Genomic DNA, 15,908 nt, shown 5'->3' on the forward strand with positions numbered 1-15,908 from the left:
AGCTGGCTGTTTGGCCGAATATCCGTGCGGCGGTGCGTTTGTTATCCTTGGCGCTTCCTGCGTGGCCCACGGCCGCGTACCGTCACCGCCGCCGCCCGCATGCTCCACCTCTTTTTCTCGAACCGTCACGAAACGCTGGCCGATGCGCTGATCGACCATCTCGCGTCGCATCCCGGCGCGGCGGGGCCGTGGGCCGCGCAGCAGGTGATCGTGCCGAGCGCTGCGCTGCGCCGGCGGCTCGAACTCGATATCGCCGCGCGGCACGGCATTTGCGCGAACGTCCAGTTCAACTATCTCGCGCAATGGCTGTGGGCGCAGATCGGCCAGGTGCTGCACGTGCCGCCGCGCTCGCCGTTCGCGCCCGACCGGCTCGTCTGGCGGTGTTACCGGCTGCTGTCGAGCCGCGCGGAGCAGGGCGGCGAGGCCGCGCCGTGGCTCGCCTCGCCGCGCCTCGCCGCCTATCTCGCGGCGGCGGATGCGCCGATGCGCTACGAGCTGTCCCATCGGCTCGCCTCGGTATTCGATCATTACCTGACGTACCGGCCCGAGTGGCTGGCGGCCTGGCGCGACGGCGGCTCGATCTTCGCATTGGAAGGCACGCCTTCGCGTGGCGCCGAGGCCGCGCGCGACGACGAGCACTGGCAGGCCGCGCTGTGGCGCGCGCTGGTGGCCGAGCTGGCCGACGACGGCGAGCCGCCCGCGCATCGCTTCCTGCGCGAGGCGCCGTCGCTCGCGCCCGACGCGCGCACGCTGGCCGCCTGGCCCGACGCCGTCAGCGTGTTCGCGCTGCCCACCATGCCGCCGCTGCACGTGGCGCTGCTGCGCGAGCTGTCGCGCTGGATCGACGTGCGGATCTACGCGCTCAATCCGTGCCGTGAATTCTGGTTCGACATCGTCACGCAGGCGCGCGCCGAATCGCTCGACGCGGCGGGTCAACTCGATTACCAGCAGGTCGGCCATCCGTTGCTGGCCGAATGGGGCCGCCAGACGCAGGCGCAACTGCACATGCTGCACGAGCTGACCGAATCGGCCGCCGCCACCGATGCGTCGCGCTTCGAGGCGTTCGAGGCCGACAGCTGGCTCGCGCGCATCCAGAACGCGATGCTCGACCTGCGCCCCGAGGCCGAACTGGGGCCGCCGCCGGCCGCGCGCGGCATCGAGGTGCATGTCTGCCACAGCCTCGCGCGCCAGCTCGAAGTGCTGCACGACCGGTTGCTGGCCGCGTTCGCCGAGGATCCGACGCTCGCGCCGTCCGACGTGGTGGTGGCCGTCGCCGATCTGGCCGCGGCCGGCCCGCTGATCGACGCCGTGTTCGGCACCGCCGCCTCGCAGGAGGCCGCGCGCGTGCCGTATCGCATTACCGGGTTGCCGCCGTCGCAGGCCAACCCGGTGGCGCGCGTGCTGCTCGACTGGCTCGCGTTGCCCGAGCGCGAGGTGGGCGCGCCCGAGCTGATCGAATGGTTGCGCGTGGATGCGGTGGCCGCGCGCTACGGCATCGACGCGGCCGCGCTCGAAACCGTGCAGACCTGGCTCGCGGCAGCGGGCGCGCGGCGCGGGCTGGCGGCAGCCGAGCCGCGGCCCGGCACGGTGGCCGATCCGGCCGTGCCGGTGCAGCGTCACACCTTCGCCGATGCGCTGGCGCGGCTCTTTCTCGGCTATGCGATGCCGGACGGCGCGGCGCCGGTCGGCGCGTATCTGCCGATCGACGGCCCCGAGGGCGGCGAGGCCGAACTGCTCGGCCGGCTCGCGCGCTTCACCGACGATCTCGACTGGTTCGCCGGCCGAATCGCGGCCGAGGCGACGCCCGGCGAATGGAGCGAGATTTTCGCCGACGCGCTCGCGCGCTTCTTCGATTCGGGCGCGGCGTGGTCCGATGCGCTGTCGGGCGTGCGCGACGCGCTCGACGCGTTGCTGGCCACCATCCGCGAGGGTGCGCAGGACCTGCCGATGCCGGCCGCCGTGGTGCGCGCCGGGTTCGCCGCCGCGCTCGACGATCCGGCGCGCGGCGGGGTGCCGTGGGGCGGCGTCACGTTCTCGTCGCTGACCAGCCTGCGCGGCCTGCCGTATCGCATGGTGTGCCTGGTCGGCATGGACGACGGCGTGCTGCCGAGCCTCGCGCGCGCCGACGAGTTCGACCTGATGGCGGTGTTCGCCAAGCTCGGCGACCGCCAGCGCCGCGACGACGAGCGCAACCTGTTCCTCGACCTGCTGCTGGCCGCGCGTGACCGGCTGGTGGTGACCTACACGGGCCGCAGCATTCGCGACAACGCGCCGCTGCCGCCGGCCGCGCTCGTCGACGAGCTGCTCGACTACGTGGCCGAGGTCACGGCCGGCCCCGATGCCGCGCCGGCCGATATCGAGGCGGCGCGGCGCGCGTTCGTGACCGAGCATCCGCTGCAGCCGTTCTCGGCCGATTACTTCGAGCGCGGTGGCAGGCTCTATTCCTACGATGCCGAGCGTGCGGCGCTGGCCGGGCAACTGGCGCGCGGCGAGAGCCGCGAGGCGCCGCCGTTCTTCGCCGCGCCGTTGCCGGCCGAAGCCGATGCGCCGGTGGCGTTCGGCGATTTCGAGCGCTTCTGGCGGCACCCGGCGCGCGCGTTGCTGCGCGACCGGCTCGGCGTGGCGCTGTTCGACGCGCAGGCCGAATTGATCGACAGCGAGCCGTTCGCGCTCGACTACGCGGGCAGCGACGCACTGGCCGCGCGCGTGCTGCCGCTGTTCGTCGAAACCGAAGGCGCGAGCGTGGCCGAACTGGCGCGGCGCGTGGCCGACGCCAGCCCCGAGATGCCGGGCGGCGCGACCGGCGCGGTCTGGCGCGAGCAGGCGCTCGGCGGCCTGGAGCGGCTCGCCTGCAATGTGCGGCAGGCGCTCGAAGGCGGCGCCGAGCGGCGGCCGTTCGCGCTCGACATCGCGCCGGCCTGGCCTGACGGCGAACTGCCGTGGTTCGGGCCGTTCGACGCCGGGCTGGCCGCCGACGCACAGGCCCGCCCGCTCGCACTGCACGGCACGCTGAACCGGCTCACGCCGCTGGGTCAGGTCATCTATCGCTACGCACGGCCCGGGGCGCGCGATCATCTGTCCGCGTGGCTCGCGCATCTCGTCTATTGCGCGATCGATCCGGGCGGCCCGCGCCGTACGCTCTGGTTCGGCAGCGGCGAAGGCTTCGAATTCGCGCCGGTGGCCGATCCGCATAAGCATCTCGCGCCGCTGGCCGCGCTGTTTCGCGCCGGCCGTCGCATGCCGCTGCGCTTCTTTCCGAAGAGCGCCTGGGCGCTCGTGTCGGACGGCGAATCGAAGGCGGCCGGTGTCTGGATCAACGAGCGTGTGGCCAGCGAAGCCGACGACGCCGCGCTCGCCACCGCCTGGCGTGGCGCGAACCTCTCGCTCGACGCGCCGTTCCCGGCGCTCGCGCATCTCGTTTTCGATCCGCTCGTCGAGCATTTGAGGAGCGGCGCATGACGCAGCACGCCATCGCTTCCGTGCCCGCGGCGCAGGAACTCGACGTATTCGCCTGCGCGCTGGCGGGCGTCAACCAGATCGAGGCGTCGGCCGGCACCGGCAAGACCTGGAACATCTGCGCGCTGTACGTGCGGCTGCTGCTCGAACACGACCTGAACGCCGACCAGATCCTCGTCGTCACGTTCACCAAGGCGGCCACGGCCGAGTTGCACGAGCGGATTCGCGGCCGTCTCGCGCAGTTGGCCTATGCGCTCGAATGCGACGACGACGGCGGCGATCCGTTCATCGCGAAGCTGTTCGCCACCACGCTCGGGCCGGGCAGCGAGATCGATCGCGAGTTGGCCGGCAAGCGGATCAACCGCGCGTTGCGCGCGTTCGATCAGGCGGCGATCCACACGATTCACGCGTTCTGCCAGCGCGCCTTGCAGGAAGCGCCGTTCGCAGCGGCCATGCCGTTCGCGTTCGAGATGGAGGCCGACGATGCCGCGCTGCGCTTCGAGCTGGCCGCCGATTACTGGCGCACGCGCGTCGAGCCGGCCGCGGCCGCGCAGGCGGGTTTTGCCGCGTGGCTGGTGGCGAATCGCGCCGGACCGGACGCGCTCGACGCGCAACTGGCGCGGCGGCTCAAGAAGCCGCTGGCCGCGCTGCGCTTCGACGGGCTGCCCGATCCACAGGCCGACGCCGCCGATGCCGACACGGCGCTGCGCGCGGCCCATGCCGCGGCTGCTTCGTTCTGGCAGGCCGAGCGTGCGGCCATCGCGCAAACGCTCGATGTTGCGCAGGCCTCGCTGAACCAGCGCTCTCACAAGCCCGAAGCTGTGGCCGACGCGCTGGCCGCCTGGGCCGCGTATTTCGGGGCGATGCCCGAAGCCGGCGCAGCGCCGCCCGCGCCGCTGACGAAGCCGGCGCTCAAGCTCACGCGCACGGCGCTGGAGAAGGCAACCAAGAAGGGCGGCGCGACGCCCGCGCATCCGTTCTTCGACGCGGCCGAGGCGCTGGAGTTGGCGCTCGCGGCGGCCGAGACCGCGCAGCGCGCCCGTTGGCTCGCGCTGATCGCCGACTGGCTGGCCGAGGCACCCGCGCGGCTCACGGAAAAAAAGCGCACGCGCCGCGTGGTGTCGTTCGACGATCTGCTCGCGAACCTGCATCACGCGCTGGTCGCGCATCCGTGGCTGGCCGATACGCTGCGCCACCGTTATCCGGCCGCGCTGATCGACGAATTCCAGGATACCGATCCGCTGCAGTTCGAGATCTTCGACACGATCTTCGCGCCGGCTGGCCCGCTGTTCCTGGTGGGCGATCCGAAGCAGGCGATCTACAGCTTCCGAGCCGCCGACCTGCATACCTATCTGGCCGCGCGCGAGCGGGCCAGCGCGCGCTACACGCTGGCTGTCAATCAGCGTTCGACGCCGGCCGTGGTCGATGCCTGCAACCGTGTGTTCATGGCGAACCCGCGCGCGTTCGTGCTCGATGGCCTCGATTACGAGCCGGTGCGTGCCGGGGAGCGTCGCCGTGCGCCGTTTTTCGACGACGCCGATCCGCAGGCGGGCGCCGGCGATTTCCGGATCTGGACGCTGCCTGAGGGCGACGACGCGCTGTCCAAGCGCGATGCGCAGCGGCACGCCGCGCAGGCTTGCGCCGCCGAGATCGCGCGGCTCATGCGCGGCGCGCGCGACGGGTCGGTGCGGCTCGGCGAGGCGGCGTTGACGCCGGCCAATATCGCGGTGCTGGTGCAGACGCACCGGCAGGGCAGCCTCGTCAAGCGGATGCTGGCCGCGTGGGGCATCGGCAGCGTCGAGCTGGCGCAGGCCTCGGTGTTCGCCACGCTCGATGCCGAACAACTCGAACGCGTGCTGGCCGCGATCGACGCGCCCGGCGACCTGCGCCGCTTGCGCGCCGCGCTCGCCACCGACTGGTTCGGCATGGACGCGTCCGCACTGTGGCGGCTCGAACAGGGCGAGGCCGGCGAGGCCGATGCCGACGCGATGAGCTGGGTCGAGCGCTTCTCGCGCTACCGGCTGATCTGGCGCGAGCGCGGCTTCGCCGTGATGTGGCGCAGCTTCGCGCGCGAACTGCGGATCGCCGAGCGGCTGATCGGCGGCGCGGACGGCGAGCGGCGCGTGACCGACGTCAACCATCTGGCCGAATTGACGCAGGCGCGCGCCTCGGCGCAGCCCGGCATCGCGCCGACGCTGCGCTGGCTGGCCGCGCAGCGCGCGGTCGGCGGGGGCGGCGAGGATGCCCAACTGCGGCTCGAATCGGATCGCAACCTCGTGCAGATCGTCACCGTGCACAAGTCGAAGGGGCTCGAATACGCGGTGGTGTTCTGCCCGTTCCTCAACGACGGCCGCCTGCACGAGCCGCGCGAGGAAGCGCTGCCCGATGCGCGCGAGTATCACGACGACACCGGCGCGGCCGTGCTGCATTACGGCTGCGACGAGGCGGCCACCGAGATGGCGGCGGCGCAGGCGCGCCGCGAGCAGGCCGCCGAGCGCGCGCGGCTGGTGTACGTGGCGCTGACGCGGGCTGTTTACCGCTGCTATCTGGTGGCCGGTGTCTATCAGTCGGCCCGCTCGACCAAGGAGGCGCGCCGCAGCGTGCTGAACTGGCTCGTGGCCGGCGCCGGCTACGGCTTCGATGCGTGGCTCGAGAAGCCGCCCGAACCGGAAGAACTGTCGCAGCGCTGGGCCGAACTGGCGAGCGGGCCGATCTCGATCGCACCGTTGCCGGTGGTGTCGTCGCGCTCGCCGCTCGCGGCCGGGCACGATGCCGAACGGCTCGGCGGCGCGCGGCAGGCGGCGCGCTTCCTGCGCGACGCGTGGCGGATCGCGAGCTTCAGTTCGCTGACGGCGTCGCTGGCGCGCGAGCAGGAGGGCATCGCCACGGTGCCCGACGAGGCGTTGCGGCCCGATCACGATGCGCTCGCGGCGGCCGTCGCCCTCACGCCGCGCATCGACGCCGGCGTGGGGGCAACGGCAGCCACGCCGCCCGAGCCCGACGATATCGTCGCGTTCCCGCGCGGCGCGGCGGCCGGCGAATGCCTGCACCTGCTGTTCGAATTGAGCGATTTCGGCGCGCCGGCGGGTTGGCCCGAGGCGGCCCGGCGCGCGCTGCACGAGCGGCCCGTCGAAGCCGAGCCGGAACTGGCGAAACGGCTTCCCGCGATGATGCTGCGCATGGTGGCCGACGTGGTCGCCACCGAACTGGTACCGGGCCTGCGGCTCGATGCGATCGATCCGGCGCGGCGGCTCAACGAAATGGAATTCCTGTTCCCGGCCGTGTCGCTCGATTTCGCCGCGCTGCGTGCGCTGCTCGTCGCGCACGGCCATCCCGACGTCGCGCTCGAAGCGGGCACGCTGGCCGGTTTCTTCAAGGGCTTCATCGACATGATCGTCGAGCACGACGGCCGGTTCTGGATCGTCGACTGGAAATCGAACCACCTCGGCGCGACGGCCGACGCCTACGGGCCGGCCGCGCTCGACGCGGCGATGGCCGATCACGCGTATCACCTGCAGGCGCTGCTCTATACGGTCGCGCTGCATCGCTATCTGCGCGTGCGCTTGCGCGGCTATGACTACGACACGCATATGGCGGGATATCTGTATTTGTTCGTGCGCGGCGTGCGGCCGGGCTGGGTCAGCGGTGGGCTGGCAGCCGGCGTGCATGCGCGGCGGCCGTCGCGCGAACTCGTCGAGGCGCTCGACGCGCTGATGGGCAAGGAGCGCGCATGAAGGACCTGACCGAACCGTTCGGCTTCGTCGGCGGGCTGGCCGAGCGGCTGCCCGAGCCGGCCGATTTCGGGCTGGCGCTGGCCGAGGGCTTCGCGCGCCGGATCGGGATGCTGTCGCGGCGGCTCGGCGCGTCGTCCGATGCGGCGCGCTGGGCCGCGCGCGCGGCGTTCGCGGCCAGCCGGGCGACCGCGGCCGGGCACGTCTGCATTTCGCTCGGCGCGCTCGCGCAGCGCTACGACACCACGCTCGATGCGGTGCGCGACGAACTGGCCGCGAGCGGCGTGGCCGCGTTCGGCCGCGCCGCGCCGGGCGCCGATTGTCCGCTCGTGATCGATCCGGAAGGGCGGCTCTATCTGGCGCGCTATTTCGATTACGAGACGCGTCTGGCCGATGCGCTCGTGCTGCATGCGCGGGCCGGCGCGGCGGATGCCCCGGCGGGCGGGGCGGGCACCGAGCCGCAAGCGCTGCGTGCGAGCCTCGACCGCTTTTTCGCCGCGCCGCGCGCGGGCGAGATCGACTGGCAGCGCGTGGCGGCCGTGGTGGCGCTGGGCGGGCGCGTGACGATCGTCAGCGGCGGCCCCGGCACCGGCAAGACCACCACCGTGGTGGGCGTGATCGCCTGCCTCCTGGAGATGCAGCCGGCGCTGCGCATCGCGCTGGCCGCGCCCACCGGCAAGGCCGCGCAGCGCATGCAGGAAGCGTTGCACGCGCGCGCCTCGAACCTGCCGCCGGAGCTGGCCGCGCGCCTGCCGCAAACCTCGTTCACGCTGCACCGGCTGCTCGGCTGGCTGCCCGGCGGGCGCTTTCGCCATCATCGCGACAATCCGCTGCCGTACGACCTCGTCGTGATCGACGAGGCGTCGATGATCGACGTCGCGCTGGCCGCGCATCTGTTCGACGCGCTGGCGCCGGGCGCGCGGCTGGTGCTGCTCGGCGACAAGGATCAGCTTGCCGCCGTCGAGGCCGGCGCGGTGTTTGCCGAATTGAGCGCGCGGCCGGCGTTCAGCGCGGCCGGTTGCGAGCGGATCGCGGCGGTGCTCGGCGTCAGCGCGGCGGAGTTCGTCGCGGCGTTGCCGGGCGAGGCGAGCAAGCCGGATTGGGCGAACGATTCGGTGGCGCAGGCTGCCGTGCCGGTGCGTCGTGTCGCGGCGCGCAAGGCGGCCGATGCGGCGGTGGTCGACAAGCCGGCGCAAGGCTCGTTGTTCGATTTCGACGACGATGTGGTTGCTTCCGCTGCCGAAGCGCCACGTCCCGACCTGCCGGATACGGACACCGTGTTCTCCGGCGCGCCGCTCGACGCGTGGATCGAACCGGCGGAACTGTCGTGGCTCGATACGTGGCAGATCGACGAGGCGCATCCGGGGGCGTCCGGAGCGATGCGCAGCGAGCCGGTGCCTGAGGCCGGACTCGAACCGGCCACGCTGCAACACGCGCATCGAACCGCGCTATCCCCCCTCGCCGACAGCGTCGTCTGGCTCGAACGCAACTACCGCTTCGGCCTCGATTCTCCGATTGGCCGCCTGTCGCTGGCGATTCGCCGTGGCGATGCGCAGGCCGCGCTCGACACGCTCTCGACCGACGCCGATGCCGCCGCGCGTTTCGACGCCGACGGCGGCGACGCACTCGCCGCCGCCACGCTCGACCGTCTCGCGGCCGGGTTTGCCGCTTACGGCGACAGCCTGGGCGACGCGCTCGCCGCCGCCGAGCCGGACCCGCTGCCGCTGTTCGACGCGCTGAACCGCTTTCGCGTGTTGTGCGCGACGCGCAGCGGCGCACGCGGTGCCGACGAGATCAACCAGCGGCTGGCCGCTCTCGTACGCCGCCGCGTGCGCGTGCCGCTCGCGGTCGGTGCGCACTGGTTCGCGGGGCGGCCCGTGATGGTCACGCGCAACGATTACGCGCTCGGCCTGTTCAATGGCGACATCGGCATCGCGCTGCCCGACCCGCGCGGCGCGTTGCGCGTGTGGTTCCGTGGCGCGGACGGCGAGTTGCGCGCCGTCTCGCCGGCCGCGCTGCCGCCGCACGATACGGCGTTCGCGTTGACGGTCCACAAGTCGCAAGGCTCGGAATTCGACGAGGCGGCGCTGGTGTTGCCGGCCGCGTTCGGGCGGGTGCTGTCGCGCGAGCTGGTCTATACCGCGATCACGCGGGCGCGCCAGCGCGTGCAGGTGATCGGGCCGCGCGCCGTGCTGGCGCAGGCGATCGCCACCCGCACCCAGCGCGATTCGGGCCTGGCCGCGCGCATGGCCGACGCGGCCGCGCGCTTCACGCAGGCCGGCTTTGCGCAGGCCGGCACGCGCGAACCCGTCGACGAGGAGGCGCCGCGATGATCCGCTATACGCTCGATCCGGCCGAGATCGAACTGTCGGCCGTACGTGCCCAGGGCGCGGGCGGGCAGAACGTCAACAAGGTGTCGAGCGCGATTCATCTGCGTTTCGACATCCGTGCCTCGTCGCTGCCCGACATTCTCAAGGAGCGCCTGCTTGCGCTGTCCGATCAGCGCATCACGCGCGACGGCGTGGTGGTGCTGAAGTCGCAGGAATACCGCACGCAGGAACAGAACCGCGTCGCGGCGCTGGCGCGGCTCGATGCGCTGATCGCGGACGTGGCCGTGGTGCGTCGCGCGCGCATCGCCACGCGCCCGACGCGCGGCTCGAAGGAGCGGCGGCTCGACGCCAAGAGCCGGCGCGGCGCGGTGAAGGCGGGCAGGGGGAAGGTCAGCGATTGAGGGCGGGACGCGCAGCAGCGGCGGGGCGATGCGCCGCCGCCGGCATGCCGCTTAGTGGGGCTTGCCGGAACTGAGCGCGTCGACGGTTTCGTGAAGGCCGCCGTGATCGGGCACGAACTCCGCGCAGACCACCACGCGCACCGGGCCGTCCGGCGGCACCGGCACTGCCACGGCGGCGGTCCAGGCGTCGCGGCCGGCCGTCAGCGAGTGGTGCGGGCCGGCCACGATCACGCGGCCCGGCGTTTCCACGGCGCGTTGCCAGACGGGCAGCCGCGACCAGTTGCTGCCGATTTCGGGAAACAGCGGCGCGAGGCGCGCGGCCTGGGTGGGCGACACGGCGCCCGGCGGAGTGATCGACGGCGCCGGTTGCACGCCGTTCTCGTCGGTCACGAACACATGCCGGATCGCGTGCATGGCCAGCAGCGGTTCGGCCGCGGCCGACAGGTCGCCATTGCCGAGATAGGTGTGCGCGGCGTCCAGCAGGCGGTTTTCGAGTTCCTCGTAACCGGGGCCGGCCGCGAGCGCGCGTTGCGAACGTTCGGCGCGCCGCTCGGCATGGCGCTGCCAGGCCGCGTCGACGCATTGCGTGCCGCCGTGGCTCGCCCGTTCGAGCGAGCCGTCGGGCAGGCCGAACAGGAAGCCCTGCACGAAATCCACGTCGGCATCCATCATCACCTGCAGCGCCTGCTCGGTTTCGATGCCCTCGGCCAGCACCAGCGCGCCGGCCTGATGCAGCATCGTGACGAGGTGGCGGATGTTGCGTCGCGCGTCGCCGGGCTGCTGCGCGCGCTCGACGAGCGAGCGGTCGAGCTTGACGATGTCGGGGCGCGCCTGCCAGACCCGGTCGAAATTCGAGAAGCCGGTGCCGAAATCGTCGACGGCGATCAGGAAGTCGCGGTGCTGGATGCGGTCGATGGTGCGCGCCAGCGCGGCTTCGTCGCGCACCGGCTGCTCGGTCACCTCGAGCACCACGCGGGTGGGCGGCAGCGCGAAGTGCGCGCACAGCTCGTCGATCGATTCGCGTTGCGCGCTGCCCGAATCGAGCATCTGCGGCATCACGTTGAGGAACAGCCAGCCCTGGCCGGTATCCTGCGCGGCGAAATTCGCGGCGTGCAGGCAGCGCGTCATGCGGTCGAGCAGCGGGGCGTCGTTGCGGGTGTGGGCGAGCGCGAACAGTGCTTCGGGTTCGAGCGATTCGTCGGGCGAGGCATGGGCGCGGACCAGCGCTTCGTGGCCGACGATGCGGCGGTGCGTGATCGACAGGATCGGCTGGAACACGCTGCTCAGGCGCATGCCGCGATAGTTCGCGCACCAGCCGCCGGCGCCGTCTGAAACGAGCAGGCTGACGAGATGTTCAAGCGTCAGTTCGGCGGACGGTGGCATTGCGCGTAGCTTCGGTGAGGCGGACGCGGTGCGATCCGGAGGGGATCGTCGGCGCACCGCACGGTGTCGTATGAAACGTCGGAATAGGCTTGCGGCGCGCTCGAATAGTGGGTTTCCCTGATCTGCGGCGGCTCGCGCTCACGTACTCTACACCGAATGAATGACCACGGAAAATGCCGTACGCCCCGAATTGTGACAGGATTCGCACGGCCCTCGGTACGGTCCCGCACGGCCGAAATCGAGGAGCCTCTGGAATTCGTCGGATTCGCCGCACGCAAACGATTGGAGTGGCGCCGAATCGGCTGAAATGCGCCGGGATGCTGCCGCAGGGCCGGCTCGGATGGCCGATGGCGAGCGTGGTGCGCCGCCGACAGGTGGGGCGCGAAAAGACGACTTTCCAGATCGATGCCGATGGTGACGCCCGCGGCGGTGATGCCGGCGTGCCGAACCGGCCGAAACTGTCAGCCGACGCAACCCTCCCCGCATCCCCCTCGCGCCGCTTACCCCAACGGATCGCGCGCCGGCCCGAACCCCGGAATCCGCTTGATCGCGCCGGTGGCGAGCGCGGTGCCGAGCAGCACGACCGCGCAGCCGGCCAGCATCATCGGCGCGACGATCTCGCCGAGAAACAGCGCGCCCCACAGGATGCCGAAGATCGGGATCACGAACGTCACCGTGATCGCGCGCGACGGGCCGACCTTGGCGATCAGGTAGAAGAAGATCAGATAGGCCACGCCCGTGCACAGGATGCCGAGCGCCACCACCGCGCCCCAGGCCTGCGCCGACGCGGGCGCGGCCGGCCACGAGGCGAGCGCGAACGGCACCAGCAGGAACGTCGCGCCGGTCATGGTGCCGGTGGCGTTCAGCAGCGGATCGACGCCGGACAGCTTGCGCTTGGTGTAGTTGGCCGCGATGCCGTACAGCAGCGTCGCGCCGAGCGCGGCGGCCGCGGCCAGCAGCGTGGCCGAGGCGTTCGCGCCACCCGTCGCGCCGTCCGGCGCGAACACCTGATCGCCGACCAGCAGCAGCACCCCGCCGAAGCCGATCACCAGCCCAAGCGTGCGCGGTGCCGACAGCCGCTCGCCGAGCCACAGATAGGCAACCAGCGCGGCCCACAGCGGCGCCGTCGCGTTGATGACCGAGGTGATGCCGGCCTGCAGCGTCAGTTCGGCGAACGCGAACAGGCAGAACGGCGCGGCCGAATTGAGCAGGCCGCACACCAGCAGCGGCCAGGCGTGGCGGTGCAGCGTGCGCCAGACGGTAGCCGGGCCGAGCCGCACGAGCGCGAGCACGATCAGGAACAGCGCGCCGAAGCCGACCCGCAGCACCATCAGCGGCGCCACCCCGAATTCGGCGACGCCGACGCGAATGAACAGGAACGACGCGCCCCAGAGCGAGGCGAGCAGGAGCAACAGCGAGAGTTGGCGGGTGGACATGGCGTGGTGGGCAGTGAGCGAGGAATGCGAGGCAGGGTAGCCCCGCCCGCGCGCCCGATGTTACACGCCGGGATGAAACGGCAAGAAGCGGAAAATGATGCGAACGAGCTGGCCGTCAGTGCGCGATGTCACCATCCGGCCGGATCGGCCCTGTCGGAATCCTTGCGCGCGCAGCGATCGGCGGCACGCGCACGACTGCCGAGGCGTCGTCTCGAAGACGGACAAACCCGCCTGCGCCGACGATCAACGCCGGCCGTGCCAACCGCCGCCCCAACCTCGCCCGCCCCAGCCCCGTCCACCCCAACCGCCTCCGAACCCGAAGCCGAGCGAGATCGACGGCGCCCAGAAGCCCGAATAGGCCGGGTAGTAGGCCGGGGCCGGATAGGCGGGGTAGTAGGCCGGATAGGCCGGTGCGACATATGCAGGGGCAGGCGCGACAACGGGCGCCGGATAGGTCGAAGCCGGCGCGGCGATCGGCGCAGCTTCGGTCTGCACCGGTGCGGCAGCGTAATAGCCGCCCGGATAGTAGCCGTACGGGTAATAGCAGCCGGCGAGGGAAACGGTGGCGAGGCCGGCGGCGACAAGGATGCGGGTTTTCATGGCGAGCCTCCGCACGGAGGCGTCCTGGTCGAAGAAAGATAACCGGAGCTTAGGCCTGTGAAAGATGAAACGTTGTGTGAAACGGTAACGGCAGATTTCATCCTGCGCCGAAAACAGGCCGCTTCACACAGCGCCCCGGCGTTACTTGCCGACCTGGTTGCCGATCAGGCCACCGGCGGCTGCGCCGCCCAAGGTCGACAGCGCGCTGCCGCCGATTGCTGCGCCCGCCACACCACCCACGCCGGCGCCGATCGCGGTGTCGCGTTGGCGCGTGCTCATCGAATCGCAGGCCGACAGGCTTGCGATGGTGGCGATCAGGATGGCGCCGATGCCGGCTCGTCGAATCGCGTTCATGGCTGTGTCCTCGCAGAAGGGAAGGGTCGGGGCGCGCGGTGCGTCGATGCAGGCATGTGGCTCACCGGTAGTTCGCATTCGCGCGCGACATTACCAATCTAGGCGAGCGCGCCCGACCTTGCTGTAAGGACTTGTTAAGCCGTTTTGTCCGGCGTAATCAAATGTATCGCGGCGGGCACGCGGCTTGCACTGGCCTGTTGAAAGGCCGTGCGACCCTGGCCCGCCGCGAACCGCCTTACTGGCGGTGATAGATCTCGGCGCCGGTCTTCACGAACTCGACGGCCTTGACCTCCATCCCCTTCTTCAGCGCCTCGTTTTCCGTCAGGCCCTGCTTGGCCGCGAAGTCGCGCACGTCCTGCGTGATCTTCATCGAGCAGAAGTGCGGGCCGCACATCGAGCAGAAGTGCGCGACCTTGGCCGAATCCTTCGGCAGCGTCTCGTCGTGGAATTCGCGCGCCTTGTCCGGATCGAGGCCGATGTTGAACTGGTCTTCCCAGCGGAACTCGAAGCGCGCCTTCGACAGCGCGTTGTCGCGCACCTGCGCGCCCGGGTGCCCCTTGGCCAGATCGGCCGCGTGCGCCGCGAGCTTGTACGTGATGATCCCTTCCTTCACGTCGGCCTTGTTCGGCAGCCCGAGGTGTTCCTTCGGCGTGACGTAGCAGAGCATCGCCGTGCCGAACCAGCCGATCATCGCCGCGCCGATGCCCGACGTGATGTGGTCGTAGCCCGGCGCGATGTCGGTCGTCAGCGGCCCGAGCGTGTAGAACGGCGCTTCGTCGCACCATTCGAGCTGCAGGTCCATGTTTTCCTTGATCAACTGCATCGGCACGTGGCCCGGGCCTTCGATCATCACCTGCACGTCGTGCTTCCAGGCGATCTGCGTCAGTTCGCCGAGCGTCTTCAGTTCGCCGAGCTGCGCTTCGTCGTTCGCGTCGTAGATCGAGCCGGGGCGCAGGCCGTCGCCGAGCGAGAAGCTCACGTCGTAGGCTTTCATGATTTCGCAGATGTCCTCGAAGTGCTCGTACAGGAAGCTCTCCTTGTGATGCGCGAGACACCACTTCGCCATGATCGAGCCGCCGCGCGACACGATGCCGGTCATCCGGTTGGCCGTCAGCGGCACGTATTGCAGGCGCACGCCGGCGTGGATCGTGAAGTAATCCACGCCTTGCTCGGCCTGCTCGATCAGCGTGTCGCGGAAGATTTCCCAGGTCAGGTCCTCGGCCTTGCCGTTGACCTTTTCCAGCGCCTGGTAGATCGGCACCGTGCCGATCGGCACCGGGCTGTTGCGGATGATCCACTCGCGCGTTTCGTGGATGTGCTTGCCGGTCGACAGATCCATCACCGTGTCGCCGCCCCAGCGGATCGCCCACGTCATCTTGTCGACTTCCTCGCCGATCGACGACGTGACGGCCGAATTGCCGATGTTCGCGTTGATCTTCACGAGGAAGTTGCGGCCGATGATCATCGGCTCCGATTCCGGGTGGTTGATGTTGGCGGGAATGATCGCGCGGCCGCGTGCGATCTCGTCGCGCACGAATTCCGGCGTGATCTCGGTCAGCGCCTGCTCGCCGAACGCGGCGGCGCCGAACGCCTGGCCACGGTGCTGGCGGCCCATCATGGCGGCCAGCTTGGCGCCGTTCGGGCCGCTCGTCTTCAGGCTTTCGAGATATTCGGCGCGGCGCTGGTTCTCGCGGATCGCGATGTATTCCATTTCCGGCGTGATGATGCCCTGGCGCGCGTAGTGCATCTGCGTGACGTTCCTGCCGGCCGCGGCGCGGCGCGGGTTGCGGTGCAGGCCGGGGAAGCGCAGCTCGGCGGTGGCCGGGTCGGCCGCGCGCTCGAGGCCGTATTCGCTCGACAGGCCGTCGAGCGTTTCGGTGTCGCCGCGCGCCTCGATCCAGCCCTGGCGCAGCGCCGGCAGGCCCGAGCGGATGTCGATGGTGGCGTCCGGGTCCGTGTACGGGCCGGACGTGTCGTACACGTAGATCGGCGGATTCTTCTCGCCGCCGAAGCCGGTCGGGGTGTCGGCCTGCGTGATCTCGCGCATCGGCACGCGGATGTCCGGCTGCGAGCCGGTCACGTAGACCTTGCGCGAATTCGGCAGCGGAGCGACGGCGGCGGCGTCGACGCGGGCGTCGGCGGACAGGAACTTCGGATTGGCATTCATGCGTTCATCTCCTGATGTGGGGCGCTAAGCAGGAGACGAAATAGGCGGCA

The 15,908-nt window shown here is 70.8% G+C and carries 9 protein-coding genes; 4 read left to right on the forward strand and 5 right to left on the reverse strand.

Annotation, left to right across the window (positions count from 1 at the left end; translation table 11 throughout):
- The first annotated feature begins 99 nt into the window (after window positions 1-99).
- From recC to arfB, 4 genes are read left to right on the forward strand one after another with little or no spacing between them, the layout of a single operon-like run.
- A complete protein-coding gene (gene recC / locus AB4850_RS17945; RefSeq protein ID WP_414444360.1) occupies window positions 100-3,459 on the forward strand; it encodes an exodeoxyribonuclease V subunit gamma in 3,360 nt (1,119 codons plus the stop codon).
- Entirely contained in the window at window positions 3,456-7,190 is a 3,735-nt protein-coding gene (gene recB, locus AB4850_RS17950; protein ID WP_414444361.1) for an exodeoxyribonuclease V subunit beta, read from the forward strand. Before recC ends, recB begins: the two co-directional genes overlap by 4 nt.
- Window positions 7,187-9,520: an AAA family ATPase gene (locus AB4850_RS17955; protein ID WP_414444362.1), complete on the forward strand. Its 2,334-nt coding sequence runs from the start codon at window positions 7,187-7,189 to the stop codon at window positions 9,518-9,520. Before recB ends, AB4850_RS17955 begins: the two co-directional genes overlap by 4 nt.
- Complete coding sequence (gene arfB / locus AB4850_RS17960; protein WP_414444363.1) at window positions 9,517-9,918, forward strand: alternative ribosome rescue aminoacyl-tRNA hydrolase ArfB; 402 nt, start codon at window positions 9,517-9,519, stop codon at window positions 9,916-9,918. The genes AB4850_RS17955 and arfB overlap by 4 nt, the downstream gene beginning before the upstream one ends.
- Before the next feature lie 51 nt (window positions 9,919-9,969).
- Here arfB and AB4850_RS17965 read toward each other — a convergent pair whose 3' ends face one another.
- The 5 genes from AB4850_RS17965 to thiC all read right to left on the reverse strand — a co-directional run bounded on the left by AB4850_RS17965 (window position 9,970) and on the right by thiC (window position 15,858).
- On the reverse strand, window positions 9,970-11,301 hold the full coding sequence (locus AB4850_RS17965; protein WP_414444364.1) for an EAL domain-containing protein: 1,332 nt from the start codon (window positions 11,299-11,301) through the stop codon (window positions 9,970-9,972).
- Between the two features lie 500 nt (window positions 11,302-11,801).
- Window positions 11,802-12,737: a DMT family transporter gene (locus AB4850_RS17970; RefSeq protein WP_414444365.1), complete on the reverse strand. Its 936-nt coding sequence runs from the start codon at window positions 12,735-12,737 to the stop codon at window positions 11,802-11,804.
- Between the two features lie 243 nt (window positions 12,738-12,980).
- A complete protein-coding gene (locus AB4850_RS17975) occupies window positions 12,981-13,337 on the reverse strand; it encodes a hypothetical protein (protein WP_414444366.1) in 357 nt (118 codons plus the stop codon).
- A 141-nt stretch (window positions 13,338-13,478) separates the two neighbouring features.
- On the reverse strand, window positions 13,479-13,691 hold the full coding sequence (locus AB4850_RS17980) for a glycine zipper 2TM domain-containing protein (protein ID WP_414444367.1): 213 nt from the start codon (window positions 13,689-13,691) through the stop codon (window positions 13,479-13,481).
- 235 nt (window positions 13,692-13,926) lie between these two features.
- Window positions 13,927-15,858 carry a phosphomethylpyrimidine synthase ThiC gene (gene thiC, locus AB4850_RS17985; protein WP_414444368.1) on the reverse strand — a complete coding sequence of 644 codons (1,932 nt, stop codon included), beginning with the start codon at window positions 15,856-15,858 and terminating at the stop codon, window positions 13,927-13,929.
- Window positions 15,859-15,908 lie beyond the last annotated feature (50 nt).

The organism is Burkholderia sp. 22PA0106 (assembly GCF_047497155.1).
Taxonomy (GTDB): domain Bacteria; phylum Pseudomonadota; class Gammaproteobacteria; order Burkholderiales; family Burkholderiaceae; genus Burkholderia.

Bases quoted from the DNA above. Each gene is read 5' to 3' on its own strand.
- AB4850_RS17955 (WP_414444362.1), top strand. From the start codon at position 7,187: ATGAAGGACCTGACCGAACCGTTCGGCTTCGTCGGCGGGCTGGCCGAG.
- thiC (WP_414444368.1), bottom strand. From the start codon at position 15,858: ATGAATGCCAATCCGAAGTTCCTGTCCGCCGACGCCCGCGTCGACGCC.
- recB (WP_414444361.1), top strand. From the start codon at position 3,456: ATGACGCAGCACGCCATCGCTTCCGTGCCCGCGGCGCAGGAACTCGAC.
- AB4850_RS17965 (WP_414444364.1), bottom strand. From the start codon at position 11,301: ATGCCACCGTCCGCCGAACTGACGCTTGAACATCTCGTCAGCCTGCTC.
- recC (WP_414444360.1), top strand. From the start codon at position 100: ATGCTCCACCTCTTTTTCTCGAACCGTCACGAAACGCTGGCCGATGCG.
- AB4850_RS17980 (WP_414444367.1), bottom strand. From the start codon at position 13,691: ATGAACGCGATTCGACGAGCCGGCATCGGCGCCATCCTGATCGCCACC.
- arfB (WP_414444363.1), top strand. From the start codon at position 9,517: ATGATCCGCTATACGCTCGATCCGGCCGAGATCGAACTGTCGGCCGTA.
- AB4850_RS17975 (WP_414444366.1), bottom strand. From the start codon at position 13,337: ATGAAAACCCGCATCCTTGTCGCCGCCGGCCTCGCCACCGTTTCCCTC.
- AB4850_RS17970 (WP_414444365.1), bottom strand. From the start codon at position 12,737: ATGTCCACCCGCCAACTCTCGCTGTTGCTCCTGCTCGCCTCGCTCTGG.